Annotated in this window: 23 protein-coding genes and 1 rRNA gene; 11 read left to right on the forward strand and 13 right to left on the reverse strand. The window is 67.4% G+C overall.

Features of this window, described 5'->3' with window-relative positions; genetic code table 11:
• Nucleotides 1-87, forward strand: a 5S ribosomal RNA gene (gene rrf / locus EV580_RS29250); the annotation flags it as partial.
• Between the two features lie 68 nt (nt 88-155).
• Here the strand turns inward: rrf and EV580_RS29255 are convergent.
• From EV580_RS29255 to EV580_RS29280, 6 genes are all read right to left on the reverse strand, one after another.
• Nucleotides 156-830 carry a GAP family protein gene (locus tag EV580_RS29255; RefSeq protein ID WP_255525402.1) on the reverse strand — a complete coding sequence of 225 codons (675 nt, stop codon included), beginning with the start codon at nt 828-830 and terminating at the stop codon, nt 156-158.
• A 50-nt stretch (nt 831-880) separates the two neighbouring features.
• Nucleotides 881-1,381 carry a methylated-DNA--[protein]-cysteine S-methyltransferase gene (locus EV580_RS29260; RefSeq protein ID WP_133696029.1) on the reverse strand — a complete coding sequence of 167 codons (501 nt, stop codon included), beginning with the start codon at nt 1,379-1,381 and terminating at the stop codon, nt 881-883.
• Nucleotides 1,381-2,874 carry a DNA-3-methyladenine glycosylase 2 family protein gene (locus EV580_RS29265; RefSeq protein ID WP_133696031.1) on the reverse strand — a complete coding sequence of 498 codons (1,494 nt, stop codon included), beginning with the start codon at nt 2,872-2,874 and terminating at the stop codon, nt 1,381-1,383. The genes EV580_RS29260 and EV580_RS29265 overlap by 1 nt, the downstream gene beginning before the upstream one ends.
• A gap of 33 nt (nt 2,875-2,907) precedes the next feature.
• Complete coding sequence (locus tag EV580_RS29270; protein WP_133696032.1) at nt 2,908-3,576, reverse strand: HD domain-containing protein; 669 nt, start codon at nt 3,574-3,576, stop codon at nt 2,908-2,910.
• Between the two features lie 63 nt (nt 3,577-3,639).
• On the reverse strand, nt 3,640-4,602 hold the full coding sequence (locus EV580_RS29275) for a GlxA family transcriptional regulator (protein ID WP_133696033.1): 963 nt from the start codon (nt 4,600-4,602) through the stop codon (nt 3,640-3,642).
• 69 nt (nt 4,603-4,671) lie between these two features.
• Complete coding sequence (locus EV580_RS29280; RefSeq protein ID WP_133696035.1) at nt 4,672-6,276, reverse strand: adenylate/guanylate cyclase domain-containing protein; 1,605 nt, start codon at nt 6,274-6,276, stop codon at nt 4,672-4,674.
• Nucleotides 6,277-6,325: 49 nt separating this feature from the next.
• Here EV580_RS29280 and nucS point away from each other — a divergent pair, with 49 nt between their 5' ends.
• Together nucS and EV580_RS29290 are read left to right on the forward strand one after the other, a co-directional pair.
• Nucleotides 6,326-7,000 (forward strand): endonuclease NucS, encoded by a 675-nt coding sequence (nucS, locus tag EV580_RS29285; RefSeq protein WP_133696037.1) that lies wholly within the window; start codon nt 6,326-6,328, stop codon nt 6,998-7,000.
• Nucleotides 7,000-7,296, forward strand: coding sequence for an Rv1322 family protein (locus EV580_RS29290; protein WP_133696039.1), 297 nt, complete (start codon nt 7,000-7,002; stop codon nt 7,294-7,296). Before nucS ends, EV580_RS29290 begins: the two co-directional genes overlap by 1 nt.
• Before the next feature lie 4 nt (nt 7,297-7,300).
• Here the strand turns inward: EV580_RS29290 and mce are convergent, their stop codons facing one another.
• A complete protein-coding gene (gene mce / locus EV580_RS29295) occupies nt 7,301-7,771 on the reverse strand; it encodes a methylmalonyl-CoA epimerase (RefSeq protein WP_133696041.1) in 471 nt (156 codons plus the stop codon).
• 91 nt (nt 7,772-7,862) lie between these two features.
• Here mce and EV580_RS29300 point away from each other — a divergent pair, with 91 nt between their 5' ends.
• From EV580_RS29300 to EV580_RS29310, 3 genes are read left to right on the forward strand one after another with little or no spacing between them, the layout of a single operon-like run.
• Nucleotides 7,863-9,044 (forward strand): acetyl-CoA C-acetyltransferase, encoded by a 1,182-nt coding sequence (locus EV580_RS29300; RefSeq protein ID WP_133696042.1) that lies wholly within the window; start codon nt 7,863-7,865, stop codon nt 9,042-9,044.
• Between the two features lie 59 nt (nt 9,045-9,103).
• Nucleotides 9,104-9,478 (forward strand): DUF3817 domain-containing protein, encoded by a 375-nt coding sequence (locus tag EV580_RS29305; RefSeq protein WP_133696044.1) that lies wholly within the window; start codon nt 9,104-9,106, stop codon nt 9,476-9,478.
• Nucleotides 9,479-9,491: 13 nt separating this feature from the next.
• Nucleotides 9,492-10,388: a tetratricopeptide repeat protein gene (locus EV580_RS29310; RefSeq protein ID WP_133696046.1), complete on the forward strand. Its 897-nt coding sequence runs from the start codon at nt 9,492-9,494 to the stop codon at nt 10,386-10,388.
• Here EV580_RS29310 and glgB read toward each other — a convergent pair.
• Entirely contained in the window at nt 10,385-12,580 is a 2,196-nt protein-coding gene (gene glgB / locus EV580_RS29315; protein ID WP_133696047.1) for a 1,4-alpha-glucan branching protein GlgB, read from the reverse strand. The two genes, EV580_RS29310 and glgB, sit on opposite strands and share 4 nt — an antisense overlap.
• Nucleotides 12,581-12,603: 23 nt before the next feature.
• The gene (locus EV580_RS29320; protein ID WP_133696049.1) at nt 12,604-14,691 is read right to left on the reverse strand and encodes an alpha-1,4-glucan--maltose-1-phosphate maltosyltransferase; all 2,088 of its coding nucleotides are present in this window, start codon (nt 14,689-14,691) and stop codon (nt 12,604-12,606) included.
• A gap of 203 nt (nt 14,692-14,894) precedes the next feature.
• On the opposite strand from EV580_RS29320, the gene glgP reads away from it, so the two are divergent.
• Nucleotides 14,895-17,477 (forward strand): alpha-glucan family phosphorylase, encoded by a 2,583-nt coding sequence (glgP, locus tag EV580_RS29325; protein ID WP_133696051.1) that lies wholly within the window; start codon nt 14,895-14,897, stop codon nt 17,475-17,477.
• A gap of 119 nt (nt 17,478-17,596) precedes the next feature.
• Nucleotides 17,597-18,331 (forward strand): MspA family porin, encoded by a 735-nt coding sequence (locus EV580_RS29330; RefSeq protein WP_286171914.1) that lies wholly within the window; start codon nt 17,597-17,599, stop codon nt 18,329-18,331.
• Nucleotides 18,332-18,337: 6 nt separating this feature from the next.
• Here EV580_RS29330 and EV580_RS29335 read toward each other — a convergent pair whose 3' ends face one another.
• Genes EV580_RS29335 through EV580_RS29350 form a run of 4 tightly spaced genes read right to left on the reverse strand, consistent with a single transcriptional unit; the run spans nt 18,338 to nt 23,629 of the window.
• Nucleotides 18,338-18,847, reverse strand: a complete 510-nt coding sequence (locus EV580_RS29335; RefSeq protein WP_133696052.1) for a DUF3887 domain-containing protein — start codon at nt 18,845-18,847, stop codon at nt 18,338-18,340.
• Nucleotides 18,848-18,871: 24 nt separating this feature from the next.
• Complete coding sequence (locus EV580_RS34685) at nt 18,872-20,314, reverse strand: neutral zinc metallopeptidase (protein WP_133696054.1); 1,443 nt, start codon at nt 20,312-20,314, stop codon at nt 18,872-18,874.
• 43 nt (nt 20,315-20,357) lie between these two features.
• Nucleotides 20,358-22,343, reverse strand: coding sequence for an ATP-dependent DNA helicase (locus tag EV580_RS29345; protein WP_133696056.1), 1,986 nt, complete (start codon nt 22,341-22,343; stop codon nt 20,358-20,360).
• Nucleotides 22,340-23,629: a nicotinate phosphoribosyltransferase gene (locus tag EV580_RS29350; protein ID WP_133696057.1), complete on the reverse strand. Its 1,290-nt coding sequence runs from the start codon at nt 23,627-23,629 to the stop codon at nt 22,340-22,342. The genes EV580_RS29345 and EV580_RS29350 overlap by 4 nt, the downstream gene beginning before the upstream one ends.
• 66 nt (nt 23,630-23,695) lie before the next feature.
• Here EV580_RS29350 and clpS point away from each other — a divergent pair, with 66 nt between their 5' ends.
• Genes clpS through EV580_RS29365 form a run of 3 tightly spaced genes read left to right on the forward strand, consistent with a single transcriptional unit; the run spans nt 23,696 to nt 25,642 of the window.
• Nucleotides 23,696-24,001, forward strand: coding sequence for an ATP-dependent Clp protease adapter ClpS (clpS, locus tag EV580_RS29355; RefSeq protein ID WP_133696059.1), 306 nt, complete (start codon nt 23,696-23,698; stop codon nt 23,999-24,001).
• A 22-nt stretch (nt 24,002-24,023) separates the two neighbouring features.
• A complete protein-coding gene (aosR, locus tag EV580_RS29360) occupies nt 24,024-24,611 on the forward strand; it encodes an oxidative stress transcriptional regulator AosR (protein ID WP_133696061.1) in 588 nt (195 codons plus the stop codon).
• Complete coding sequence (locus tag EV580_RS29365) at nt 24,608-25,642, forward strand: P1 family peptidase (RefSeq protein WP_133696063.1); 1,035 nt, start codon at nt 24,608-24,610, stop codon at nt 25,640-25,642. The genes aosR and EV580_RS29365 overlap by 4 nt, the downstream gene beginning before the upstream one ends.
• The last annotated feature ends 65 nt before the right edge of the window (nt 25,643-25,707 follow it).

The raw sequence follows: 25,707 nt of genomic DNA on the forward strand, positions 1-25,707 counted from the left end.
CCCGGACCCATCCCGAACCCGGAAGCTAAGCCTGCCAGCGCCGATGATACTACCCAACACGGGTGGAAAAGTAGGACACCGCCGAACACAATTTAAGTCCTGGGCCCCCAATTTCGATTGGGGGCCCAGGCATTTTTATGTGAAGAATGGCAGCGTCACAATGCGCTGGCGCCTGAATAAACAAGCGCCCCGCCGAGAAGGCCGAAAATAATAAGCGTCAATACGCGTTGGCGCCGCGTCATCCAAACGCGGAATGTCGCCAGAAATCGGTCAATACGATGCGTCCATATTGCGTAGCCGAGAATCGGCACGGCTGCGGTAGAGCCACCGACAAGTGTGAAATACACAATGGCTCCCGCAATTCCGCCAGCATTCAACGGCGATGATCCGATGAGGTAGCCGGCCGCAGCACATGCCGCGACCACTTTCACGTTGATCACCGTCAACACCACGCCGCTCACGGCGGCGCTCAGTGGCGTGATCCGCTTGATGCGGCCGGCCCACCGGGGACTATCAGTGCTCGTGTGCGACCGGCGCCAATAGATCACACCGCCCACCAACGCCAGCAGCCCCAGGCCGATGCGCAGCCAGCCCGTCCACGACGGCGTGGGCCCGTCCAGCCTCTGCACGAGCTGGGGCACCTGGAGGAAGGCCACCGTGATCGCCGCCTTACCCACCAGCCAGCCGGCAATGAACGCCAGGCCCACCGGCCGCGGCCGCTCGCTATGGACGACGAGTGCGACGGCCGGAAGGACGGTGAAGGGCGACAACGCCACAATCGCGGCAAGAGCCGTGAGCTCGCCGAGGAGCGCTAACCATCCATGCCACATCGTCGTCAATATTGCCTCGTCGCGCGGCGCCGCGGTGATCGAGGGGCGACTCAGTCGAAGAGGGTGGCCGTCTGCCGGACCTGCTCGAGCGCGAGCAGCTGCCGCTTGCGGTCAAGGCCGCCGCCGTATCCGGTCAGTCCACCGGTCGAACCGATGACGCGATGACACGGCACGATGATGCCGATCGGATTGCGGCCATTGGCCATTCCGACCGCGCGTGAGGCGCTGGGCGATCCGATCTGCATGGCGATCTCGCCATACGATCGCGTCTCCCCGTAGGGGATCGTGCGCAACGCCGCCCACACTCTCCGCTGGAATTCCGTCCCGCAGAGGTCCAGGTCGAGCTCGAACTCGGTGAGCTCGCCGGAGAAGTAGGCGGCCAGTTGCTCGACGGCGTCGGCGAATGCCTCGCCCTCGGCGGGCTGCCAGCCGGCGCGGTCGGGCTCGTAGGTCTGATCCACCATCCGCAGATGCATCAACGTCGATCCGACACCGGCCAAGGTCAGCAGCCCGACCGGGCTGTCGATGGTTCGGTACTGCACGGCGGTCATCAGATCGTCTCCTTCGGTGGCCACTGATTCACGGAATGGTCGAGAGTCGTCCACAGATGCTGGACCGCATACGAGCGCCACGGGCGCCAACGGGCGCTGTGTGCCGTCAGCGCCCGTACGTCGGCAGGGATGCCGAGTTGTTCAGCCGCAAGCCGCACGCCGAGATCGCTGGCGGGGAACGCATCGGGATCGCCGAGCCCCCGCATCGCCACGATCTCCGCCGTCCACGGCCCGATTCCGGGCAGCGCCTGCAGCTGCTGGCGTGCGTGCTCCCAGTCGCAACCCGGGTTCAGGGTCAGCTCACCGGTGGCCAACGCGGCAATCAATGTGGTCAATGACCGCCTGCGGGCAGCCGGCATCGCCAGGTGGGCCGGATCGATGTCGGCCAGCTGTTCAATGCTCGGGAACGTATGGGTCAAGCCGCCGTGCGGGTCGGTCACCGGGCTGCCGTAGGCGCTGACCAAGCGCCCCGCGTGAGTGCGCGCCGCCTTTGTCGAGACCTGCTGCCCGAGCACCGCCCGCACCGTCAGCTCCTCTTCGTCGACGGTCCGCGGGATGCGCTGCCCGGGCGCCTTGGCCACCACCGCCCGCAGGTCGGTGTCGGCGCCCAGCGCGTCGATGACGGCCTCGGGGTCGGCGTCGAGATCCAACAACCGCCGGCAGCGGGCGATGGCCGTCGAAAGATCGCGGACGTGCTCGAGCACGAGCGTGCATCGGACGTGGTCGGGCTGCGGCGTCAGGCCGACCACCCCGTACCCCGAGGGCAGCCGCAACGTGCGGCGGAAGGCGCCGTCGCGCACCTCTTCGCAGCCCGGTACCGCACCGGCTGCCAGATGCCCGAACACTCCTTCGTAGGCAAACGGCGTTCGCACCGGCAGCCGCAGCGACAACGCCTGCCCGCCCGGTGCTGCACTGCCATTCTGATCTCGGTGAATCGTCTTGTGCCGCAGGGCTGTCGGCGTCATATCGCAGGCCGCACGAAGGGTGTCGTTGAACTGCCGGATGCTGGCGAAGCCCGCCGCGAACGCGATATCGCTGAACGGCATGTCGGTGGTCTCGATGAGCACCCGAGCCGTCTGCACGCGCTGGGCTCGGGCCAGTGCCAGCGGACCGGCGCCCACCTCGGCCTGCAGCATGCGTTCCAGCTGGCGGGTCGTGTAGCCCACCCGAGCGGCCAACCCGGTGACACCCTCGCGATCCACCGCGCCGTCGGCGATCAGCCGCATCGCCCTGGCCACGGCGTCACCGCGGACATTCCATTCCGGAGATCCCGGCGACGCATCCGGGCGGCATCTCTTGCAGGCCCGGAAGCCCGCCCGCTGGGCGGCCGCCGCGCTGGGGTAGAACGACACGTTGCGGGCCAGCGGCAGGCGCACCGGACAGCTGGGCCTGCAGTAGATGCCGGTGGTCTTGACCGCGGTGACGAACCAACCGTCGAACCGGGAGTCCCTGGATTGCACGGCCCGGTAGCAGTGGTCGAAATCGTCATGCACATCTGGAACTTTTACACGTCGGGTCCGACAGTACTAGCGGAAAACCGACATCGTGGTCGGCTGGTCACCCCAGCCCGAGTTCGCCACCAGATCCAGGAACGTGAACGACGGTCCGCCGTTGATCACCTGATGCAAGTGGGCCGGAAACGAGAACGGCGGAGCCTTCATCGGGTTGGCCCGGGTGTCATCGGCGATCGCCGACGCGATCGCGTACCCCAGATCGTGACGGGGCCATGCGGCGTGCACTCGCTCGGCGAAGCCGGTCGACAGCCGCTGCTTGTCGAACCCGTTGATGTCCAACGCAATTCCGAGGTGCGACACCGACTGTACGGGTCCGAATCGGTGCGCAAGACCGACACTGGTGTGCAGCGCGATCGCTTGCCACACGGTGTGTACTGCGGCCGCGTCGACGCCGCGCTCACGCAGGAAGGCGGCCGCGGCATCGGCCCCGTCGACCTCGAAGCGCTGGTCTCCGCCGCCGATATCGGTGATGCCCAAATCGTGCAGGATGCAGCTGAGGAAGACGAGTTCGTCGTCATAGTCGGTGCCGGCACGCAGGCCATCGGCGGCGGCGAGTTCGCGGCCGAACAGATAGCTCCGCACACAGTGGTTGGTGATGTATGCGGGGGAGACGTCGGTGGCGAGCTGCAGTGCGGCTGAACAGATATCGGAGTCTGGGAGGTTCCACTCGTTGACGGTCATGCCCTCACGGTGCCGAACCGGGACCCGGCACACCAGTGGCCTGACGGCCGTGTACCCCTCGGATCAGGACACAAGCCGGCCACGGAACGTGCTGCGGTAGGTCTGCGGCGCCACGCCGGTCAGGCGACGGAACTGATCGCGAAAGTTGGCCGGTGAGCTGAAACCGACCAGGCGCCCGATCTTCTCCACCCCCTCGGTCGTGCTCTCCAACAACTGCTGCGCATGGCGAACCCGCACGCCGGTCACCCACTGCATTGGCGTCTGGGAAGTCTCGGCCTGGAAGCGCCGATTCAGGGTCCGGATGCTCATCGCCCCCACGTTCGCGATATCGGCGAGGGTGAGCTCGGAGTCGGCGTTCTGCTCGATCCAGGCGAGCACAGCGTCCAGGGTGTTGGGTGCTGCAATGGTGTTGGCGGGCAGCTGATTTCGGACGATGAATTGGGCTTGTCCGCCGCTGCGGTGCAGTGGTGCCACCGCAAGCCTGGCCGCTGTCGCCGCGATCGCCGACCCGTGGTCACGCTGCACCATGTGAAGGCAGAGGTCCAAACCCGCCGACGCGCCGGCCGAGGTGAGGATCTGACCGTCGTCGACATAGAGAACGTCGGGGTCCAACTCGACGGCCGGGTAGCGGGCGCGGAAGAAGTCGGCGGCCACCCAGTGGGTGGTGGCTCGCCGTCCATCGAGCAGCCCCGCGGCCGCCAGCGTGAATGCGCCCGAGCAGATCGAGGCGATCCGGGCGCCGCGCTCGTAGCCGTGGTGCAGCGCCGAGATCACGTCGCCGGGCACCTCGGTGGTCACGTCGTTTCGGCCGGGGACCACGATCGTGTCGGCGTGGGCCAGCACGTCGAGCCCATGGTCGGTGCCGATCCGAATCGGGCCCGCCGATACCGTCGGCGTGGCCGCACAGACCAGCACCCGGTAGCCGTTGGTCCCGTCGGGCAGCGGTACGCGGCTGAACACCTCCACCGCGGTGGCCAGGTCAAAGGCGACCACATCGGTCAACGCGAGAACAGCCACGGTGTGCACGGGCCAAGGGTACGTGGCTGGATTAGGGCCTACCGCCGGTATCTGGCCAGCTATCGCCGGATTGTTGCCTCAGGCCGGTACCGCAAGCCGGATCGGCTGGTCGTGCCCGCGCAGCGTCACCGACTCGCCCAGCACCCAGCGCGCCCGTTCCTCCTCGCCGGCGTTCTCGACCGCCGCCTCCGACGCCAGCACCCGGCTGTCGGCGGTCTTGGCCAGCTCCGACAGGCGGGCCGCCTCGTTGACCGGTCCGCCGATCACGGTGTACTCGAAGCGCTCGTTGGCGCCCACGTTGCCGGCGACCACCTGACCGGCCGCCACTCCGATACCCGCCGGGCATTCGGGTACCTCGCGGGCGAGGCGCGCCACGATGGTGCGGGCCGCGGCCAGCGCATCGTCTTCGGGGTTCTCCAACGTGACGGGCGCCCCGAAGACTGCCAGCGTCGCATCGCCTTCGAACTTGTTCAGCAGGCCCCGGTGACGGTTCACCTCGTCGACGATCACCGCGAAGAACCGGTTGAGCAGTTCGACGACCTCGATCGGCGGCAGGGTGCTGACCAGCTGGGTTGACCCGACGATATCGACGAAAAGCACTGCCACATGGCGCTCTTCGCCGCCCAGCGTGGGTTTCTGCAATTCCGCCGCCGCGGCGACCTCACGGCCGACGTGTCTGCCGAACAGGTCGCGGACCCGCTCGCGTTCCCGCAGTCCGGCCACCATGGAGTTGAAACCCCGTTGCAGCTCACCGAGTTCGGTGCCGTCGAAGACCACGAGGCTGGCACTCAGATCGCCGTCCTCCACGCGCTTGAGTGCCGAGCGCACCACACGGACCGGAGTTGCGGTGAGCCAGGCCAGAATCCACATCAGGATGAACCCGAACACCAGCGTGACGAACGAGATGATGATGACGGCGACTTCCAGCTGCGTCTTGCTGAGGTTCTGCAGCATCAACGAAAACAGCGCGGTCAGGCCGATCCCGATGACCGGTACACCGGAGCCCAGCATCCACACCGTCATCGTGCGGCCCATGATCCCGGGGGCCAGTCGATGCGGCGGTGGCCCCGCCGCCAGTGCCTGGGCGGCCACCGGGCGCAGGGCGAACTCGGTGAACATGTAGGCGCTTGTCGAGGCCAGCAGGCCGGCGAATCCGACCACGAGGGCAAGTCGGGGGATGAAGTCGGTGTCGTAGAGCCCGTACAGGATGGTGAAGGCGACGGTGCCGACCGCCCAGAGCGTCAGCTGGGCCACCGCGACCCGCCATGGCGTGAAGGCGGCGTTGCGCTGATCGGCGCGCGTTGGCGCGCGCCCCTCGACCGCCCACCGGAGGTCGTTGACGGTCCGAGTGGTGATCCACCAGCTGCCGAAAGCCAGCGCGAAGGCGGCGTAGGCGGGCACCACCACGAATGTGAGCCAGAACGGCACGTCGGTGAACACGCTGGGTACCGGATAGGCCACCGTGATGAGCAGCCCCGCCACCAGGATCCCGATGACATTGACGGTCACCGACGAGATGGTGATCAGCGTCTGGACCCGAACCCGCCGCCGGCCCGGGCTCTCGTTGACCCTGCCCAGGATCAGCGACCCGTACGCCGGCGTGCCGGCCAGCCGCCCGCTCTGGCGGGTGACCCGTTCCAGAACCCGGCCCAACCGCTGCGCAATGCTGGGGTGGGAACTCATGGTGGCGTCAGCCTAATTCGTCGCGGGGTGCAGACCCTAAGCTTGTGCGGTGCGCCTCGTCATCGCTCAATGCACCGTCGACTACATCGGTCGCCTCACCGCTCACCTGCCCTCTGCTCGCCGGCTGCTGCTGATCAAGGCCGACGGCTCGGTCAGCATCCATGCCGACGACCGTGCCTACAAGCCGCTGAACTGGATGAGCCCGCCCTGCTGGCTGACCGAGCAGGCGCCGGACGATTCTTTGCCGGTATGGGTGGTGGAGAACAAGACCGGCGAGCAGCTGCGCATCACCATCGAGAGCGTCGAGCACGACTCCAGCCATGAGCTCGGGGTCGATCCCGGGCTGGTGAAGGACGGTGTCGAGGCGCATCTGCAGAAGCTGCTTGCCGAGCACATCGAGCTGTTGGGTGACGGCTACACATTGGTCCGCCGCGAGTTCATGACCGCCATCGGCCCGGTGGACATCCTGTGCCGCGACGACGCGGGCCGCACCGTGGCGGTAGAGATCAAGCGCCGCGGGGAGATTGACGGCGTGGAGCAGCTGACGCGTTATCTCGAACTGCTCAACCGGGACAGCCTTCTGGCGCCCGTCAGTGGGGTGTTCGCTGCCCAGCAGATCAAGCCGCAGGCCCGCACGCTGGCTACCGACCGCGGGATACGTTGTGTCACTCTCGATTACGACGTCATGCGGGGCATGGACAGCGACGAGTTCCGGCTCTTCTGATGCCGCGGCGTCGGCCGGAACGTCGGAAGTCCAGCGACCTGCCGCCGCTGCCCGGCCAGCGCCGAATCGAGCTCGGTGCCGACGGGTTCGACTACGAAGTGCGACCGGTACCAGGTGCGCGCGCCGTCAAGAATTACCGATGCCCAGGGTGTGACCACGAAATACGTTCGGGGACAGCGCATGTGGTGGTGTGGCCGGTCGATCACGGCGAGTCGGGACTCGACGACAGGCGGCACTGGCACACGGCGTGCTGGAGCAAGCGCGCGACGCGCGGTCCCACTCGAAAGTGGTCGTGACGAACTAGTGCGAGGCGGCGGGCTCGACGAGTTCCACCAGAACGCCACCGGCGTCCTTGGGGTGGATGAAGTTGATCCGCGAGTTCGCGGTTCCGCGCCGGGGTGCGTCGTAGATCAACCGGACGCCTTGGTCGCGCAGCTGTTCCGAGATCGCGTCGAGATCGCTCACCCGGTAGGCCATCTGCTGGATGCCGGGGCCGCGCTTGTCGATGAACTTGGCGATCGTCGAGGTCTCGTCGAGCGGAGCCATCAGCTGGATCTGCGCACAATCCGAGGTCGCGTTCTTCAGCGACAGCATCGCCTCGCGAATACCCTGGTCCTCGTTGATCTCCTCGTGCACCAGGATCATGCCGAGGTGCTCGTGATACCACTGGATCGCGGCATCGAGATCGGGTACCGCGATGCCGACGTGGTCGACAGCGGTGACGAGTGAACCAGCGAGAACTGGACGGGCATCAACTTGCTCGGCAGTCATAACGCAAAGGTAACCTAACCACATCGGATACAACACTGGGGGATCCGGGAATAGCCGCATCGAGGCGGCTCGAAACGCTCTGGAGGTAGGAATGACGACATCGGTGATCGTTGCTGGAGCTCGCACTCCGATCGGAAAACTGATGGGATCGCTCAAGGATTTCTCGGGCAGCGACCTGGGTGCCATTGCCATCAAGGGCGCCCTGGAGAAGGCCAAGATTCCGGCCTCGCTGGTCGACTACGTGATCATGGGCCAGGTCCTGACCGCCGGTGCCGGGCAGATGCCCGCCCGCCAGGCCGCGGTGGCCGCCGGGATCGGCTGGGACGTGCCCGCCCTGAGCATCAACAAGATGTGCCTGTCCGGGATTGACTCGATCGCGCTGGCTGACCAGCTCATTCGCGCCGGCGAGTTCGACGTCGTCGTCGCCGGTGGTCAGGAGTCGATGACCAAGGCGCCGCACCTGCTGGTGAACAGCCGTGAGGGCTACAAGTACGGCGACGTCACGGTGCTCGACTCGATGGCCTACGACGGCCTGCACGACGTCTTCACCGACCAGCCGATGGGCGCGCTCACCGAGCAGCGCAACGACACTGACAAGTTCACCCGCCAAGAGCAGGACGAATTCGCCGCCATCTCGCACCAGAAGGCCGCCGCCGCGTGGAAGGACGGCGTGTTCGCCGACGAGGTCGTGCCGGTCAGCATCCCGCAGCGCAAGGGTGACCCGATCGAATTTCTCGAAGACGAGGGCATCCGCGCCAACACGACCGCCGAGTCGCTGTCCGGCCTCAAGCCCGCGTTCCGCAAGGACGGCACCATCACCGCCGGTTCGGCATCGCAAATCTCCGATGGCGGTTGCGCGGTCGTGGTGATGAACAAGGCCAAGGCACAGGAACTCGGCCTGACGTGGCTGTGTGAGATCGGCGCTCATGGTGTGGTCGCCGGCCCCGATTCCACGCTGCAGTCTCAGCCGGCCAACGCCATCAAGAAGGCCGTCGCACGTGAGGGCATCAGCCTCGACCAGCTCGACGTCATCGAGATCAACGAGGCGTTCTCCGCCGTCGCGCTGGCCTCGACCAAGGAGCTCGGCGTGGCCGCTGAGCGGGTCAACCGCAACGGCGGCGCCATCGCGGTCGGCCACCCGATCGGGATGTCGGGCGCGCGCATCACGCTGCATGCGGCCCTGGAGCTCTCGCGGCGCGGTTCGGGCTACGCCGTGGCCGCGCTGTGCGGTGCCGGCGGCCAGGGCGACGCGCTGATCCTGCGCGCCGGGTAACTCGACCGCGTCAACGACGCGGCGTAGTAGCTGGCGCGTCGCTGCGGCACAATGGCGGCATGGCGAGCACCTTTGATATCCGCAGCACGGCCGGCCGGTTCCGGTTGGTCGCGCTGGCTGAAGCGGTCACCTGGGTTGGACTGCTGGTCGGGATGTACTTCAAGTACCTGGGCAGCCCGCGGACCGAGATCGGCGTGAAGATCTTCGGCATGGCCCACGGACTGGTGTTCATCGCGTTTGTGATCACTGCTCTCTTGGCCGGCATCGCCTATAAGTGGGGCGTGGTCACATGGTTGCTGGCGTTGCTGGGCAGCATCGTGCCGCTCGGAAGTGTGATCTTCCTCATATGGGCTGATCGGACGGCCAAATTGGGTGGTGGCGGGGCTCCCGCGGCGTCTTCCCAACCGCGGGATTCTGCCGCGTCGACGACGTGACAGACTTGGGTACGTGACGCGTCCACGCCCCTCCATCGGCCCCGCCATGGCCGGTGCCGTCGATCTGTCCGGCCTCAAGCAGCGAGCCCAGCAGCCCGCCGCCGGTGCCGCCGCCGCGCCCAGCGGTGGCAGCGAGGTCACCGAAGCGAATTTCGAAGCCGAAGTGCTGGTCAAGTCCGGTCAGGTGCCGGTGGTCGTGGTGCTCTGGTCGCCGCGCAGCGATGCCTCGGTGCAGCTGGCCGAAGTCCTCGGCGCGCTGGCCGCCGACGACAACGGCAAGTGGTCGTTGGCCACGGTGAACGTCGACGTGGTTCCGCGGGTGGCCCAGATGTTCGGCATCGAAGCGGTGCCCACGGTGGTGGCCCTGGCCGGCGGCCAGCCGCTGGCCAGCTTCCAAGGTCCGCAGCCTCCCGAGCAGCTGCGCCGCTGGGTCGACTCGCTGCTGTCGGCGACGGCCGGAAAGCTCTCCGGCTCAGGCGATTCCGAGGAGGAGGCGGCCGTCGACCCCGCGTTGGCGCAGGCTCGTGAGCTCCTGGACGCCGGCGAGTTCGGCGCCGCCGCGGCGGCCTACCAGGCCATCCTCGACGCCGATCCCGGTCATGCCGAGGCCAAGGGCGCGCTGCGCCAGATGACGTTCCTGCAGCGTGCCACCTCGCACAGCCCCGACGCGGTGGCCGCGTCCGACGCGGCGCCCGACGATATCGACGCGGCCTTCGCCGCCGCCGATGTGCAGATCCTCAACCAAGACGTGATCCCCGCCTTCGATCGGCTGATCGCCCTGGTGCGCAAGACATCCGATGACGACCGCACCAAGGTCCGCACGCGCCTCATCGAGCTGTTCGAGTTGTTCGACCCGGCCGATCCCGATGTGATCACCGGCCGGCGCAACCTCGCCAACGCGCTGTACTAGGCGGGCTCGAGCCAGATCGCCGAAGTCGGCGGCAGCACCAGCGTCGCCGACGCCGGCCGGCCGTGCCACGGCTCGTCGGTGGCCTCGACGGCACCGAAGTTGCCTACCCCCGCGCCGTTGTAGATCGTCGCGTCGCTGTTGAGCACCTCACGCCATGTTCCGCTGTGTGGCAGGCCCAGCCGATAGCGGGTGTGCTCGGAACCGGAGAAGTTGAACACGCACGCCAGCACGGAGCCGTCGCTGCCGTAGCGCAGGAAGCTCAGCACGTTGTTGGCCGAGTCGTTGGCGTCGATCCAGGAGTAGCCCTCGGGCCTGCTGTCCTGGCTCCACAACGCCGGGTGGCTGCGGTACAGCTCGTTGATATCCGCGACGAATCGCATGATCCCGCCCGAATAGCTGTTCTCGTCGAGCTGATACCAGTCGACGCCGCGCTCCTCGGACCATTCCGCGCGCTGGCCGAACTCCTGGCCCATGAACAGCAGCTGCTTTCCCGGATGCGCCCACTGGTAGGCCAGCAGGCTGCGCAAGCCGGCGGCCTTGACGTGGTCGTTGCCCGGCATGCGGCCCCAGAGTGTGCCCTTGCCGTGCACCACTTCGTCGTGACTGATCGGCAGGACGAAGTTCTCGCTGAACGCGTAGAGCAACGAGAAGGTCAGCTCGCCGTGGTGGTAGGTGCGGTAGATCGGGTCGCGGCTGATGTAGTCCAGGGTGTCGTGCATCCACCCCATGTTCCATTTCATCGAAAAGCCAAGTCCGCCAAGATTGGTCGGGCGGGTCACGCCGGGCCAGGAGGTGGACTCCTCGGCGATCGTGACGATGCCGGGCGCCATCTTGTGCACGGTCGCATTCATTTCCTGGAGGAACTGGACCGCTTCGAGGTTCTCCCGGCCGCCGTAGATGTTGGGCGTCCAGCCGCCCTCCGGCCGGGAGTAATCGAGGTAGAGCATGGATGCGACGGCGTCCACGCGCAGTCCGTCCACGTGGAATTCCTGCAACCAGTACAGCGCGTTGGCCACCAGGAAGTTGCGCACCTCGGCACGGCCGAAGTCGAAAACGTAGGTACCCCAATCGAGTTGCTCACCCCGGCGTGGATCGGAGTGCTCGTAGAGCGGTGTGCCGTCGAATCGGCCCAGCGCCCAGGCGTCCTTCGGGAAGTGTGCCGGGACCCAGTCGACGATCACGCCGATCCCGGCCCGGTGCAAGGTGTCCACCAGCAGCCGGAACTCGTCAGGCGTCCCGAACCGTGACGTCGGCGCATAGTAGGACGTCACCTGGTAGCCCCACGATCCGCCGAAGGGGTGTTCAGCCACCGGCAGCAGTTCGACGTGGGTGAAGCCCTGGGCCAGAACGTATTCGGTGAGCTGCTCGGCCAGGTCGCGGTAGCTCAGACCAGGACGCCACGAACCGAGGTGAACCTCGTAGGTGCTCATCGGCTCGAATACCGGGTTCTTGGCTGCCCGCTCGGCCATCCAACCGGCGTCGTCCCAGGTGTACTCGGAGGTGAACACTCGCGATGCGGTGTGCGGCGGAACCTCGGTCGCGAACGCGAACGGATCGGCCCGGTCGGTGACCGAACCGTCGACGCCGTGGACGCGGAACTTGTAGTGCCCGTCGGTGGGGAAGCCGGGCCAGAACAACTCCCACACGCCGCTTGACCCGAGCACGCGCATCGGGGCGTCGTTGCCGTCCCAATGGTTGAAGTCACCGATCAGGTTGATGCCCTTGGCATTCGGGGCCCACACCGCGAACGACACACCCTCCACGACCCCGTCGGCGGTGGTGAACGACCGGCGGTGCGCACCAAGGATCTCCCACAGGCGTTCGTGGCGTCCCTCGCCGAACAGGTACAGATCCATCTCGCCCAAGGTGGGCAGGAACCGATAGCCGTCGGCCACGGTGATCGTGTGCCCGCCCGGGTAGGTGATCTCGAGCCGGTAGTCCACCAGGTTGGTGAACGGCAGCGCGACGGCGAATACACCGGAATCGATATGCGCCAACGGATGACGCTCGTCGCCCACCAGCGCCACGACCTGTTCGGCGTGCGGCTTGAGCGCACGGATGACGGTGTGGTCGCCGTACTCGTGGGCGCCCAGAATGCTGTGCGGGCTGTGATGAGTCCCGGCGACCAGCCTGGCCAGCTCGCCGGGATCGGGTGCCAGATGCGGGCTGGCGAGTTTGTCAGTTCTCGTCATTGCCTAGCTCCTTCCAGTTCCCGTCATTCCCGCCGCAGCAGACTTGCTCTCTGCTCCTGCGGTATCAACGGCATGTTCAAGATGTGCGCGACCGCCCGCGACGGCTCCAGGCGCACATAGTTCGACTGCCCCCATTGGTATTCCTCGCCGGTGATCTCGTCCCGGACCCAGAACCGGTCGTAGGGGTGCATACCCAATGCGCCCATATCCAGCCACACAGTGCCTTCCTCCGGGCCGAACGCGTTCAGCGTCACCACGACCAGCACGGTGTCGCCCGACACCGGATCGAACTTGCTGTAGGCCAGCAGGGCGTCGTTGTCGATGTGGTGATAGGTGATGGTGCGCATCTGGCACAGTGCCGGGTGGACGCGGCGGATCTCGTTGAGGCGCTTGAGGAATGGCTCGAGTGATTGTCCCTGCGCCAGGGCGCCCTCGAAGTCGCGCGGGCGCAACTCGTACTTCTCGGAGTCCAGATACTCCTCGCTGCCCGGGCGCACCGGCAGGTGTTCGAACAGTTCGAAGCCCGAGTAGACCCCCCACGACGTGCCCATTGTGGAGGCGAGCACCGCGCGGATCGCGAACATTCCGGGACCGCCTTCCTGCAGGCTTTCGTGCAGGATGTCGGGGGTGTTGACGAACAGGTTGGGCCGCGTGTAGTCGGCGTGCTCGGCGATCTGGCGGCCGAACTCCTCGATCTCCCACTTGGCGGTTCGCCAGGTGAAATACGAATACGACTGGGTGAAGCCGAGTTTCGCAAGCCCGTTGAGCCGCGCGGGCCGGGTGAACGCTTCGGCCAGGAACAGCACGTCAGGGTCGACCGATTTGACCTGACTGATCAGCCACGCCCAGAAGTTCGGTGGCTTGGTGTGCGGGTTGTCGACCCGAAAGATCTTGATGCCGTGGTCGATCCAGTGCCGCACCACGCGAAGCACTTCGTCGTAGAGTCCGCCGGGATCGTTGTCGAAATTCAGCGGATAGATGTCCTGGTACTTCTTCGGCGGATTCTCCGCATAGGCGATGGTGCCGTCGGGCAGCTCGGTGAACCACTGCCGGTGGTTCTTCGCCCACGGATGATCCGGCGCGCACTGCAGCGCGAGATCCAGGGCCACCTCGAGGCCGTTCTCCCGCGCCGCGGCGACGAACGCGTCGAAGTCGTCGATCGTCCCCAGGTCGGGGTGGATGGCGTCGTGGCCGCCTTCGTCGCTGCCGATCGCCCACGGCGACCCCACGTCGCCGGGCTCGGCCGTCACGCTGTTGTTGCGGCCCTTGCGGTGCACCTTGCCGATCGGGTGAATGGGCGGCAGGTAAACGACATTGAAGCCCATCGAGGCGACCCGGGGGAGCGCCGCGGCCGCGGTCGCGAACGTGCCGTGCACGGGCCGCCCGCTCGAGTCCCGGCCACCGGTGGAGCGGGGGAACAGCTCGTACCAAGCGCCGCAGCGCGCGAGCGGCCGGTCCACCCACACCCCGTAGGTGGCGCCACGGGTGACCAGCTCGCGCAGCGGGAACTGCTCGAGCAGGTCGGTGACGTCGTGGGAGAGCGCCAGCGCCGCACGGGTCAGCGGGTCGCCGGGCTCGCGCAGTGCCGCGGCGGCGTCGAGCAGCGGCGTGCGGCGATCACGCGGCACCCCGGTGGCTGCCCGCGCCAGCAGACGCGCGCCGACCAGCAGGTCGTTGTCGAGCTCCGACTCACCTTGGCCGGCGTTGAGTTTCGCGGTCACGGCGTGCCGCCATGTGGTGATCGGGTCGCCCCAGCCGTCGATCCGGTACGTCCACAAACCCACCCGATCGGGCACGAACTGGCCGTGAAACAGATCCGGTGTACGTCCCGTCGCCATTCCATACAGCTGCGGTTTGACCCGGCTGGCCGCCGGCGTCGCGGCGGCCAGATCGGCGCCCTCCAGCGCCTTGACCCGGCGGGCGGGGCTCTGTCCTAGCTGGGGGTAGGAGGTTCCGAGATAGCGCACCACCAACGTCGCCGCCACCGCGTCATGACCCTCGCGCCACACCGACCCGGACACCGGCACCACTTCGCCGACGACCGCTTTGGCCGGGTAGGTACCGCAGGACACGACGGGCGCGACGTCATCGATCTCGATCCGACCGGGCACCCAAACCACTCCATTCCTGTTCGGTCTTCAACAAGCTGTCGTCGTGCAGTCGACGCCTTCGTCCTGCACCGGTCGTGAGACTCCTTGCCCCTCGGGGTAACCGCATCCCGCCCTATTCACACCGTAGTAGCCCGAATGAATGCGGGGGGAAGAAGCACGCGGTCGGCCCTCGGGGCCTTGCAATCTCAGTAAGGTTGGAACGCGTGAAGGCTCTACGCAGGTTCACGGTCCGTGCCCATTTGCCCGATCGGCTCGCAGCGCTCGGTCGGCTGTCGATCAATTTGCGGTGGTCGTGGGACAAACCGACCCAGGACCTGTTCGCCTCGATCGATCCGCAGCTGTGGCTGCAGACCGGCCAGGATCCGGTGGCGTTGCTGGGAGCCGTCACCCCGGCCCGGCTCGACGCGTTGGCCACCGACGAGCAGTTCCTGCACGTCCTCGATCAGCTCGCCGCTGATCTGGACGACTACCTGAGTCGGCCGATGTGGTACCAGCAGCAAGACGGTGCGGGCATGCCGACGGGGATCGCCTATTTCTCGATGGAGTTCGGCGTCGCCGAAGTGCTGCCCAATTATTCGGGTGGTCTGGGGATCCTGGCCGGCGACCACCTGAAGTCCGCGTCGGATCTCGGCTTGCCGTTGATCGCCGTCGGCCTGTACTACCGGTCGGGGTACTTCCGGCAGTCGCTGACCGCCGACGGCTGGCAGCACGAGAACTACCCGTCGCTGGACCCGCAGGGACTTCCGCTGCGCTTGTTGACCGACCCCGCCGGAGCGCCGGTTCTGGTCGAATTGGCGATGCCGGATTCCAAGGTGCTGCGGGCCCGGGTGTGGGTGGCGCAGGTCGGCCGGATTCCGCTGCTCCTGCTGGACTCCGACATCCCCGAGAACGAGCACGATCTGCGCAACGTCACCGATCGGTTGTACGGCGGCGACCAGGAACACCGCATCAAGCAGGAGCTGTTGGCCGGTATCGGCGGTGTGCGGGCCATCCGCGCCTTCACCGCGATCGAGGGCCGGCCCGCGCCGGATGTGTTCCACATGAACGAAGGCCATGCCGGTTTCCTGGGCGTGGAGCGGATTCGGGAGTACATCTCTGAGCAGCAGCTCGATTTCGACACCGCACTGACCCTCGTGCGTTCGGCGACGGTGTTCACCACGCACACCCCGGTACCGGCCGGCATCGACCGTTTCCCGGTGGACATGGTGCAGCGCTACTTCGGCGACGACGGCAAAACCGGTCTGCTGCCCGGAGTTCCGGTCGGCCGGGTGCTGGCCTTCGGGGCCGAGGACGATCCGTCGAAGTTCAACATGGCGCACATGGGCCTTCGGCTCGCCCAGCGCGCCAACGGAGTGTCGCTGCTACACGGCCGGGTCAGCCGGACGATGTTCGACGAATTGTGGCCTGGCTTCGACCCTTCCGAGGTGCCGATCGGCTCGATCACCAACGGCGTGCACGGCCCGACGTGGGCCGCTCCGCAATGGCTGCAGCTCGGCCGCGAGCTGGCCGGCTCCACCGAGGCGCTCCGCGAGCCCAACGTCTGGCAGCGGCTGCAGGGGGTCGACACCGGCCACATCTGGTGGATCCGCTCGCAGCTGCGCGCACTGCTGGTCGACGACGTCCGGTTGCGGCTGCGCCGGTCCTGGCTGGAGCGCGGCGCCTCAGATGCCGAACTCGGCTGGATCGCAACGGCTTTCGACCCCGATGTGCTGACCATCGGCTTCGCCCGCCGCGTTCCGACCTACAAGCGGCTGACCCTCATGCTGCGGGACCCGGCTCGTCTCGAGGCGCTGCTGCTCGACGAGAAGAAACCCCTTCAGCTGATCGTGGCGGGCAAGTCTCATCCTGCCGACGACGCGGGCAAGGCGCTCATCCAGCAGATCGTGAAGTTCGCCGATCGTCCAGAAGTGCGGCACCGCATCGCATTCCTGCCCGACTACGACATGTCCATGGCACACCAGTTGTACTGGGGTTGCGATGTGTGGCTGAACAATCCGCTGCGTCCCCTGGAGGCCTGCGGCACATCGGGCATGAAGAGCGCACTGAACGGCGGGCTCAACCTGTCCATCCGCGACGGTTGGTGGGACGAGTGGTACGACGGCGAAAACGGTTGGGAGATACCGACAGCCGACGGTCTGGCCGACGAAGGCCGCCGCGACGATCTGGAGGCCGCCGCACTCTACGACCTTCTCGAGCACACGGTCGGCCCGCGGTTCTACGACCGCGACGACAACGGTGTGCCGATTCGATGGGTCGAGATGGTGCGGCACACGTTGCAGTCGCTGGGTCCCAAGGTGCTGGCATCGCGGATGGTGCGCGACTACACCGAGAACTACTACGCCCCGGCCGCACAGTCGTTCGGCCGGACCAGCGCACCAGAGGACGGGTTGCCCTTTGGTGCCGCCCGCGAGCTGTCGGCGTACCGACTGCGTGCGAAAGAAGCCTGGCCGAGGATCCAGATCACCGATGTGGACAGCACCGGCCTGCCTGACACCCCGCTGCTGGGCTCGGAGCTGACGCTGACGGCGACCGTGCAGCTGGCCGGGCTGAAGCCTGACGAGGTGGTGGTGCAGGCGGTGCTGGGCCGTGTCGACGCCGCGGACGCCTTGCAGGACCCCATCACTGTGGCGATGACACTGACCGGTCCTGGCGACGGCGGCACCGACGTCTTCACGACGACGACCCCGCTGCCGCTGGCCGGGTCCCTCGGATACACGGTGCGAGTGCTGCCGCATCACCCACTGCTGGCCGGTGACAACGAGCTCGGTCTCGTCACGCTGGCGTAACGCTGGGAGTTTCAGAACCGGTTAGCAGTGCATGGGAGCCACCTGTAGGTTCCCAAAAGGAACGTCGAGGGGTCCCGCATCGGGGCGGACCATCGGCCTCCGGGAAGGCGTTCGGGGACGTGGTTGTACGTCATGCGGTGCAGATGGCGCTGGTAGGCACCCTGTTGGCGACTCCGGTTCCCGCATGGGCCGATCCCGATCCCGGCGGCCCCGACCTCGGCCAGCCCGTGGGCGCTGCCGAACCGGTCGCCGATCCGGCCGCTCCGCCCGTCGACGACGGCAAGGTGATGTCCACACCGCCGGCAACCACGAATTCGCCCGATGGCTGGACGCTCGCGATCTCGGCCAAGGACGAGGTTCAGATGCCGATCGCGCCGCTCACCACCGCGATCTCGTCGCGTGAGTATGCCGTCAGCGGTGTCTTCAACGGCGCACTCGACGGACCCGGTGACATGCCGAAGGGCGTATTCGAGGTCGGTTACCAGATCGGCTGCGGCATCGACATGAGCACGTCCAACGGTGTCGCGTTGGGCGGCACGATGGGCGTCAGCTCTTCGCTCGGATTCATCGGTCTGGACTTCCCGAACGTCGCCGCGGAAGGCCTGCTGCCCGGCGTCGGCGGCAACCTCGGTGGCGCGATCACCGTCGGCCTCAAGCCGGGCATCATCAACATCGTCCCGGTGACGAAAAAGGAGTACAGGGGCGATCGGCCCTGGGTCTCCATCAGCAACTTCCACGTCAAGATCGACGGCTGCGTGGGGGAGTCGTTCATCCGCTCCTATGCGACGTTGTCCAAGTCCACCGACGAGGGTGATGCGATCCTGTCCTGGTACGGGGTCACCAAGAAGATTTAGTCAGCGTCAACGACTTTCAGTGCGCGCGGCCGCATCGGGAGTGAGGACGTACAGTCCGGCAATCGTGTGATCGTCCCAGAAGGTGATGCGAGCGACGAACCCGCCGGCCTCGAAGCTCAATGGTGTGTTGGTGGTGGTGAAGTCGCCGGTACGCACGGCCGCGGTGTCGCCGTGGCTCTGGTAAGCCCCAGCCGATTCCAGGATCTGACCCCACGCCCCGGCAAGGTCGTCCTCGGTGAGCCCCTCGCGCATCGTCGCATCAAAGCGCGCGCTGACGTCGGCCCACCGGGCATGGACGAGATCGCCGATGACGGTCCTCGCCAGGTCGGCTGCCTCAGGCAGCGGAGTCGGGTTGCCGTAACGCTGGAAAACGGCCTGCTGGGGTACGCCGGCCGCTGCGCCGATCTCCTGCCAGGTTCGACCTGACTCTCGTGCTTGTTGCACGGCAGCGGCCATCATCGCCTCGGCCTGGTTCTGGGCATCGCGTGCTGCGCGCACCGATTCGAGTGGATCCATCTCCCGAGTGTGCCCTCAGATCGATCACGGGAACCGTTTGATGCAGCGATCCTGATCGCCGAGTACTCCGATGCGGAACGCGTCGATGCGGTTGAACCCGGCGGGAACCGACTCACCGTTGATATCGCTGGCGACCAGGCCGTTGGTCAGCAGACCCGCGACGGCCTCGTCGATGTCACCGGCGGTCAGCGCGACGGTGTTCCCGTCGGATGTGGTGACTTCCTTGGACAGCTTGGTGGTGGCCACACCCGTCAGGCAGGCGGTGCGCAATCCGGCCTCGGCATTGTCGAGCACCAACCCGCCGCGCTCGTGCTGCACCGCAAGCATGTAGCGCGACACCAGCACCGAGTACGCGGTGTTGTCGCCGGTGACAAGGACGTTGTCCTCGCCCTCGTTGGAGGCGCCCATCTTCTCCAGCGCGGGCAGGTCGACGGCGATGGTGTTGGTCTTGGGGCAGAACGACACCGGCTCGCTGGGCCGGGCGTCGGGGCACTTGGCGGCCAAGGAGGCATCGAAGCTCAGCGTCGGCGGGGCCTTCGGCTTGAACAGGATGTTCATCGCCTCGACGATCGCCCGGACCGACTCCTCGGTCACCGGCCACTCACCGGTTTGGTCGCTCTGCAGCTCGATCGGCAGATCGCCGCGGCGCTGGCCGATCTCCTTGGCATCGATCGCCGCACAGGACGAGGCCCCGTCGGTGAAGCCGAATTGGAAGGCCGAGATCCGCTCGAATGCCGAGCCGTGTTCGTCGCCGCCATCGGAGTAGTCGTCCTGGCTCAGCAGCGGGTCGCGGAACGAAATCATCGCGGCCAGAAGATTATTCAGGCCGTCACCGGTGCTCAGCGTGAACCGCTTCGAATTGCCTTCGGCTACCCAGCGCATGTAGACGCCTGCCAAGCAGTCGGCCTGCTGCTCGGCCACGAGTGTCGGGGTGCCCTTCTTGTTCAACTTGGACATCCGCTGAATCGCGTGCCCGTATTCGTGGGCCAGCACCATTGTGATCGCCATGTCGCCGTTGGCTTGTCGCAACGCGGGCAGCAGTACGCCGCGATCCCAGCCGATCGTGTTGTCGTCCTCGCAGAAGCCCGCGTTGATCAACCCTGACGTCGAGTCGCCGCAGAATTCGCCGTCGTACTCGTTGGAGTCCCAGGAGATCAGGTCCTTCACCGGCTTGAAGCTGCCGTCGAAGGTGCCCTTGTAGGCGTCGGTCCAGAACGCCTCGAGATCGCTGATCGACTGCACGGCGATCTCGTCGTCCTTGCCGCCGTCGGAGTGGGAGACCTTGCGGCTGGGCTCCTCGGCATTCGACCGCAGGCCGCTGGCCCCGTCGACCGCCTGCAGACCGCCGACCTTGAACGGGTCGTCGAACACCGAGACGGCCTTGCCCGCGATGGTCGTGCCGCAACCGGCCAACACCACTGCGGTGCTCACGATCGCGAGCAGGCGTGCGAGGGATCGTCGCTGCATGAGGGTCACCCTAGTGGCGCGCCGGGCCTCTACCGGTCCCAATTCAGGACGTGGCGTCACCGCGGAGCCGCTGGAGTGCCTGTCTGACGCGTGCCGGGTCGGTGGTCGGCCAGAACGGCGGCAGCGAGGCGCGCAGGTAGCCGCCGTATCGAGCGGTCGCCATCCGCGAGTCCAGCACCGCGACCACACCGCGGTCGTCGGCCCGGCGCAGCAGCCGGCCCGCGCCCTGGGCCAGCAGCAGCGCGGCGTGCGCGGCCGCCACACTCATGAACCCGTTGCCGCCGCGGGCGGCGACGGCCCGCTGGCGCGCGGTCAGCAGCGGATCGTCGGGGCGGGGGAACGGGATGCGATCGATGAGCACCAGCGACAGTGACGGGCCCGGCACGTCGACGCCCTGCCAGAGCGACAGCGTGCCGAACAGCGAAGTCTCGGGGTCGGCGGCGAAACGTTCGACCAGCGCCGCGGTTCCGTCGTCGCCCTGGCACAGGATCGGGGTGTCGAGCCGCGCCCGCAACGCCTCGGCTGCGGCCTTGGCAGCGCGCATCGAGGAGAACAGTCCGAGGGTGCGCCCACCGGCGGCCTCGATCAGTCCGGCGATCTCGTCGAGCTGTTCGGTGTTGCCGGAGCTGTCGCGTCCCGGCGGCGGCAGGTGTGCGGCCACGTAGAGGATGCCCGACTTGGCGTGCTCGAACGGGGAGCCGACGTCCAGGCCGGTCCACTTGGGGCCGTCGCCGAGTCCCCATGCGCCGGCCATCGCGTCGAACGATCCACCGACGGTCAGTGTCGCCGACGTCAAAACCGTTGTGGCACTGTCGAACAGCCGGGTGCGTAACAGTCCCGCCACCGACAACGGTGCCACCCGCAACACCGGACGAAGGGTGCCGCGGTTGTCCTCGTGGTCGAGCCACACCACCTCGGTGCGGTCGGGGATGGCGGGCACGAACGAATCCAGCACCCGGGATGCGGCGTCGCCGATCTCGGTCAGCGCCGCGATCGCCTCACTGCGGGCGGCGGCGGCCTTGGGGTCCTTGGGGGACGGATCGATATCGCCGCGCGCGGCGGTGGCCGCATCGCGCAGCGCCGTCACGTAGGTGGCGAACTCGTCGTCGATGAAGTCCAGCCGCCCGGGCTCCGCATCGTGGATGGCGGAGGAGAACGTCGCCACCGCCGCTTCCATCCGCTGCACGAGCTGCGGGCTGACCAGGCGGGCGATCCGCCGGACGGCCACGCCGAGTGGGGCGGGGGTCAGCTCGGCGGTGGCCACCGACGTCACCCGGTCCACCAGTTCGTGGGCCTCGTCGACCACCAGATACTCGTGCTCGGGCAGCACCGCGGCGTCGGCGATCGCGTCGATGGCCAGCAGCGCGTGATTGGTGACGATGATCTCGGCGCGACCGGCTTCGCCGCGCGCCCGCTCAGAGAAGCAGTCGGTGCCGTACGGGCAGCGCGCCATGCCCAGGCACTCCCGGGCCGACACGCTGACCTGCGACCAGGACCGGTCGGGCACGCCCGGCTTCAGTTCGTCACGATCGCCGGTCTCGGTCGACGACGCCCACTCCGTCAACCGCGCGACGTCGCGGCCCAACGCGGTCGCGGCGGCCGGGGCGAACAGTTCCTCCTGCGGGGCGTCGGCGGGGTCTTCACTGCTCCCGTTGTGAATCTTGTTCAGGCACAGATAGTTTCGACGCCCCTTCAGGAGCGCGAACTTAGGTCGCCGGGGCAGGGCGGCGGCCAGTGCGTCGACCAGCCGGGGCAGATCGCGGTCGACGAGCTGGCGCTGCAGGGCGATGGTCGCGGTGGACACCACGACGGGGGTCTCGTCGGCGACGGCCCTGGCGATCGCGGGGATGAGGTAGGCCAGCGACTTCCCGGTTCCGGTGCCGGCCTGCACCGCCAGATGCTTGCCGCCCGCGAACGCCTCGGCGACCGCCTCGGCCATCTGCACCTGGCCCGGCCGCTCATTGCCGCCCAGCGCGGCCACCGCCGTCGCCAGCAACTCGGTCACCGGCGGGAGATCGTCCGCGCTCACCGCATCGGCACCTGGCGGGTCGGGATTGCCGGCTCGCCCTGCGACAGCGCCAGGCCCTCCCATGGCAGGCTGCGCAGGCCGTTGGCCACCAGATCACGCGCGGCGGCCAGGTCGGGTGCGGCCAGGATCTCGCCACCGCGGACCAGCGGGACGGTCAGTGTGCGCGCGGGTTCGGTCATCTCAGGTGGTGCGGACACCGGGTGGATGACCTCCTCGACGATCGTGCCCGTCGGCCGCGACAGCCGCAGTGCGGCTTTGCGTCCGCCGTGGGATTCCTTGCGGCTACTGCGTTTTTCCACCGGAAGGCCGTCCACTTCGACGAGTTTGTAGACCATGCTCGCGGTCGGGGCGCCGGAGCCGGTGGCCACTGAAGTTCCGACACCATAGCTGTTGACGGGATCGGCGCGCAGCGACGCGATCGAGAACTCGTCGAGATCACCTGAGACGACGATCTTGGTACCGGTCGCGCCGAGTTCGTCGAGCTGGGCGCGTACCCGCCGCGCCAGCACGCCGAGGTCACCGGAGTCGATGCGGACCGCGCCGAGTTCGGTTCCGGCGACGGCGATCGCGTTGGCCACACCCGTCGTCACGTCGTACGTGTCGACCAACAGCGTCGTCCCGGTGCCCAACGCTTCGACCTGCGCGCGGAACGCGGCCTTCTCGTCGGGCCCGTCGGCCGTGGTGTACAGCATTGTGAAGGCGTGCGCGCTGGTCCCCATGGCCGGAATGCCGTAGCGGCGGTTGGCTTCCAGATTGGAGGTACCGGTGAACCCGGCGATATAGGCCGCCCGGGCCGACGCCACCGCCGCCTGTTCGTGGGTGCGCCGCGAACCCATCTCGATCAACGTCCGGCCCGCGGCCGCGCTGACCATCCGGGTGGCCGCCGATGCGATCGCGGTGTCGTGGTTGAAGATCGACAGCGCCAGCGTTTCCAGTAGGACGCACTCGGCGAAAGTGCCGGTGACAGACAGGATCGGGGAGCCGGGGAAATACAGCTCGCCCTCGGCATATCCGTCGATATCGCCGGTGAAGCGGAAGTCCCGGAGGTAGCCCAGCGTCGCGGAATCGAGGAACGACGTCAGCGGCGCCAACGCCTCGTCGTCGAAAATGAACTCGCTCAAGGCTTCCAGGAATCGCCCGGTCCCGGCGACCACTCCGTAGCGGCGGCCGTCGGGCAGTCGGCGGGCAAACGCCTCGAAGGTGGTGGTGCGTTCGGCCGAACCGTCGCGCAGTGCGGCGGCCAGCATCGTCAGCTCGTACTTGTCCGTCAGCAGGGCGGCGGTCACAGCGCAACGGTATCGGCAGCCCCACGGGCTGGAAAGGCAATGAGCCTGCTCGCTATCCTTATGCCCATGGGCTCGCAAGCAGCTCCGACCCGACCGGATGCCGCAGGACAGCAACAGACGGATACCGTCGGTGCCCTGGACAACCCCTGGGTGACGATCGTCTGGGACGACCCGGTCAATCTGATGAACTACGTGACCTACGTGTTCCAGAAGCTCTTCGGCTACAGCGAACCGCACGCCACGAAGCTCATGTTGCAGGTTCACCAGGAGGGCAAGGCGGTCGTGTCGGCGGGCAGTCGCGAGTCCATGGAAGTCGACGTGACCAAACTGCATGCGGCCGGTTTGTGGGCAACCATGCAACAGGACCGCTGAGCTCAACCAACCCGGGAACAACGTGCGCAAATGGAAGCGGGTCGACACCGCTGAGGGTCCCCGTTTTCGTTCGGCCTTGGCCCCGCACGAGGCGGCGCTGCTGAAGAACATGGTGTTGTCGGTGCAGGGCATGCTCGACGAACGCGAGGCCGCGACCCCGTCGGATCCGCTGGAGCAGATCACCGGGATCCGCGCCGGCAATCCGCAGCCGCCCGAGGATTCGACGATGCGCCGGCTGCTACCCGACTTCTTCAAACCGCAGCGCGATCACCCGGCCGGCTCGGCGGCGGCCGAAAGTCTCAACGGCGCCCTGCGCAGCCTGCATGAGCCCGACATCATCGACGCGAAAAAGGCTGCGGCGCAACGGGTTCTGGACACTCTTCCCGAGGGTGGGGGACGCTTCGAAATCACCGAGGGCGACGCCAACGCCTGGATCGCCTCGATCAACGACGTGCGGCTTGCCCTTGGCGCGATGCTCGAGATCGGGCCGGACGGGCCTGATCGGCTGCCCCCCGACCATCCGTTGGCCGGGCACCTCGACGTGTACCAATGGCTGACCGTGCTGCAGGAGTATCTGGTGCTCGGGTTGATGGGTAAGCCCATCCGATGAGCGGCTCGATCACCGACGTCACCGGCATCCTGGTCGGTCATCACGGCCGGCTCGACGCCGATGCGACGCTGGGGTCGGGCTGGGCCTGCGGCACCACCGTGATCGTCGCGCCGCCGGGCACGGTCGGGGCCGTCGACGTGCGGGGCGGCGCGCCCGGCAGCCGGGAGACCGATCTGCTCGACCCGGCCAACAGTGTCCGGCATGTCGACGCGGTCGTGTTGACCGGCGGCAGTGCCTATGGGCTGGCCGCCGCCGACGGTGTGATGACCTGGCTGGAGGAGCAGGGCCGCGGGGTGGCGATGGAAGGTGGGCTCGTCCCGATCGTTCCGGCCGCGGTGATTTTCGATCTTCCGGTGGGCGGCTGGGGATGCCGGCCGACGGCCGAGTTCGGCTATGCGGCCGCGCAGGCGGCCGGCGTGGACGTGGCGGTCGGATCGGTCGGCGCCGGCGTCGGAGCGCGCGCCGCGGTGCTCAAGGGCGGTGTCGGAACGGCCTCGATGACACTGGAGAACGGGGTGACGGTCGGCGCGATCGTCGTCGTCAACAGTGCGGGCAATGTGGTCGACCCGGCCACCGGCCTGCCCTGGATGAGCCACCTGGTCACCGAGTTCGGGCTGGTCAGCCCGCCTGCCGAGCAGATCGCGGCGCTCACCGCGCTGGACGCCGAGTCCGGTCCGCTGAACACCACCATCGCCGTCGTCGCCACCGACGCGGCGCTGTCACCCGCGGCCTGCCGGCGTTTCGCGGTGGCCGCGCAGGACGGCCTGGCGCACACCATCCGGCCCGCGCACACCCCGCTGGACGGCGACACCGTCTTCGCGTTGGCCACCGGTGCCGTCGAACTCGAACCGGACGAGGGCACGCCAAAGCAGATGGTGCCCGAGACCAAGCCGCTGGCGAGGCTGGGTGCGGCAGGGGCGGACTGTCTGGCGCGTGCGGTGCTGGTGGCGGTGCTGGCCGCCGAATCGGCGGCTGGAATACCGACCTACCGCGGCATGTTGCCCGGCGCGTTCGACGCATCCGCTCGCTGAGCCCGGAACGACCGGCACGCTATCTCCACCGGCGCGTACGCCGGTAGCCTGGACGAAGCCGAAGA

This window comes from Mycobacterium sp. BK086, from assembly GCA_004362315.1.
GTDB lineage: Bacteria > Actinomycetota > Actinomycetes > Mycobacteriales > Mycobacteriaceae > Mycobacterium.

What these genes read in the sequence shown, in the direction of transcription:
- EV580_RS29255 (WP_255525402.1), bottom strand. Translation starts at nt 830, where the DNA reads ATGTGGCATGGATGGTTAGCGCTCCTCGGCGAGCTCACGGCTCTTGCC.
- EV580_RS29260 (WP_133696029.1), bottom strand. Translation starts at nt 1,381, where the DNA reads ATGACCGCCGTGCAGTACCGAACCATCGACAGCCCGGTCGGGCTGCTG.
- EV580_RS29270 (WP_133696032.1), bottom strand. Translation starts at nt 3,576, where the DNA reads ATGACCGTCAACGAGTGGAACCTCCCAGACTCCGATATCTGTTCAGCC.
- EV580_RS29280 (WP_133696035.1), bottom strand. Translation starts at nt 6,276, where the DNA reads ATGAGTTCCCACCCCAGCATTGCGCAGCGGTTGGGCCGGGTTCTGGAA.
- EV580_RS29290 (WP_133696039.1), top strand. Translation starts at nt 7,000, where the DNA reads ATGCCGCGGCGTCGGCCGGAACGTCGGAAGTCCAGCGACCTGCCGCCG.
- mce (WP_133696041.1), bottom strand. Translation starts at nt 7,771, where the DNA reads ATGACTGCCGAGCAAGTTGATGCCCGTCCAGTTCTCGCTGGTTCACTC.
- EV580_RS29300 (WP_133696042.1), top strand. Translation starts at nt 7,863, where the DNA reads ATGACGACATCGGTGATCGTTGCTGGAGCTCGCACTCCGATCGGAAAA.
- EV580_RS29305 (WP_133696044.1), top strand. Translation starts at nt 9,104, where the DNA reads ATGGCGAGCACCTTTGATATCCGCAGCACGGCCGGCCGGTTCCGGTTG.
- glgB (WP_133696047.1), bottom strand. Translation starts at nt 12,580, where the DNA reads ATGACGAGAACTGACAAACTCGCCAGCCCGCATCTGGCACCCGATCCC.
- EV580_RS29335 (WP_133696052.1), bottom strand. Translation starts at nt 18,847, where the DNA reads ATGGATCCACTCGAATCGGTGCGCGCAGCACGCGATGCCCAGAACCAG.
- EV580_RS34685 (WP_133696054.1), bottom strand. Translation starts at nt 20,314, where the DNA reads ATGCAGCGACGATCCCTCGCACGCCTGCTCGCGATCGTGAGCACCGCA.
- clpS (WP_133696059.1), top strand. Translation starts at nt 23,696, where the DNA reads ATGGGCTCGCAAGCAGCTCCGACCCGACCGGATGCCGCAGGACAGCAA.
- EV580_RS29365 (WP_133696063.1), top strand. Translation starts at nt 24,608, where the DNA reads ATGAGCGGCTCGATCACCGACGTCACCGGCATCCTGGTCGGTCATCAC.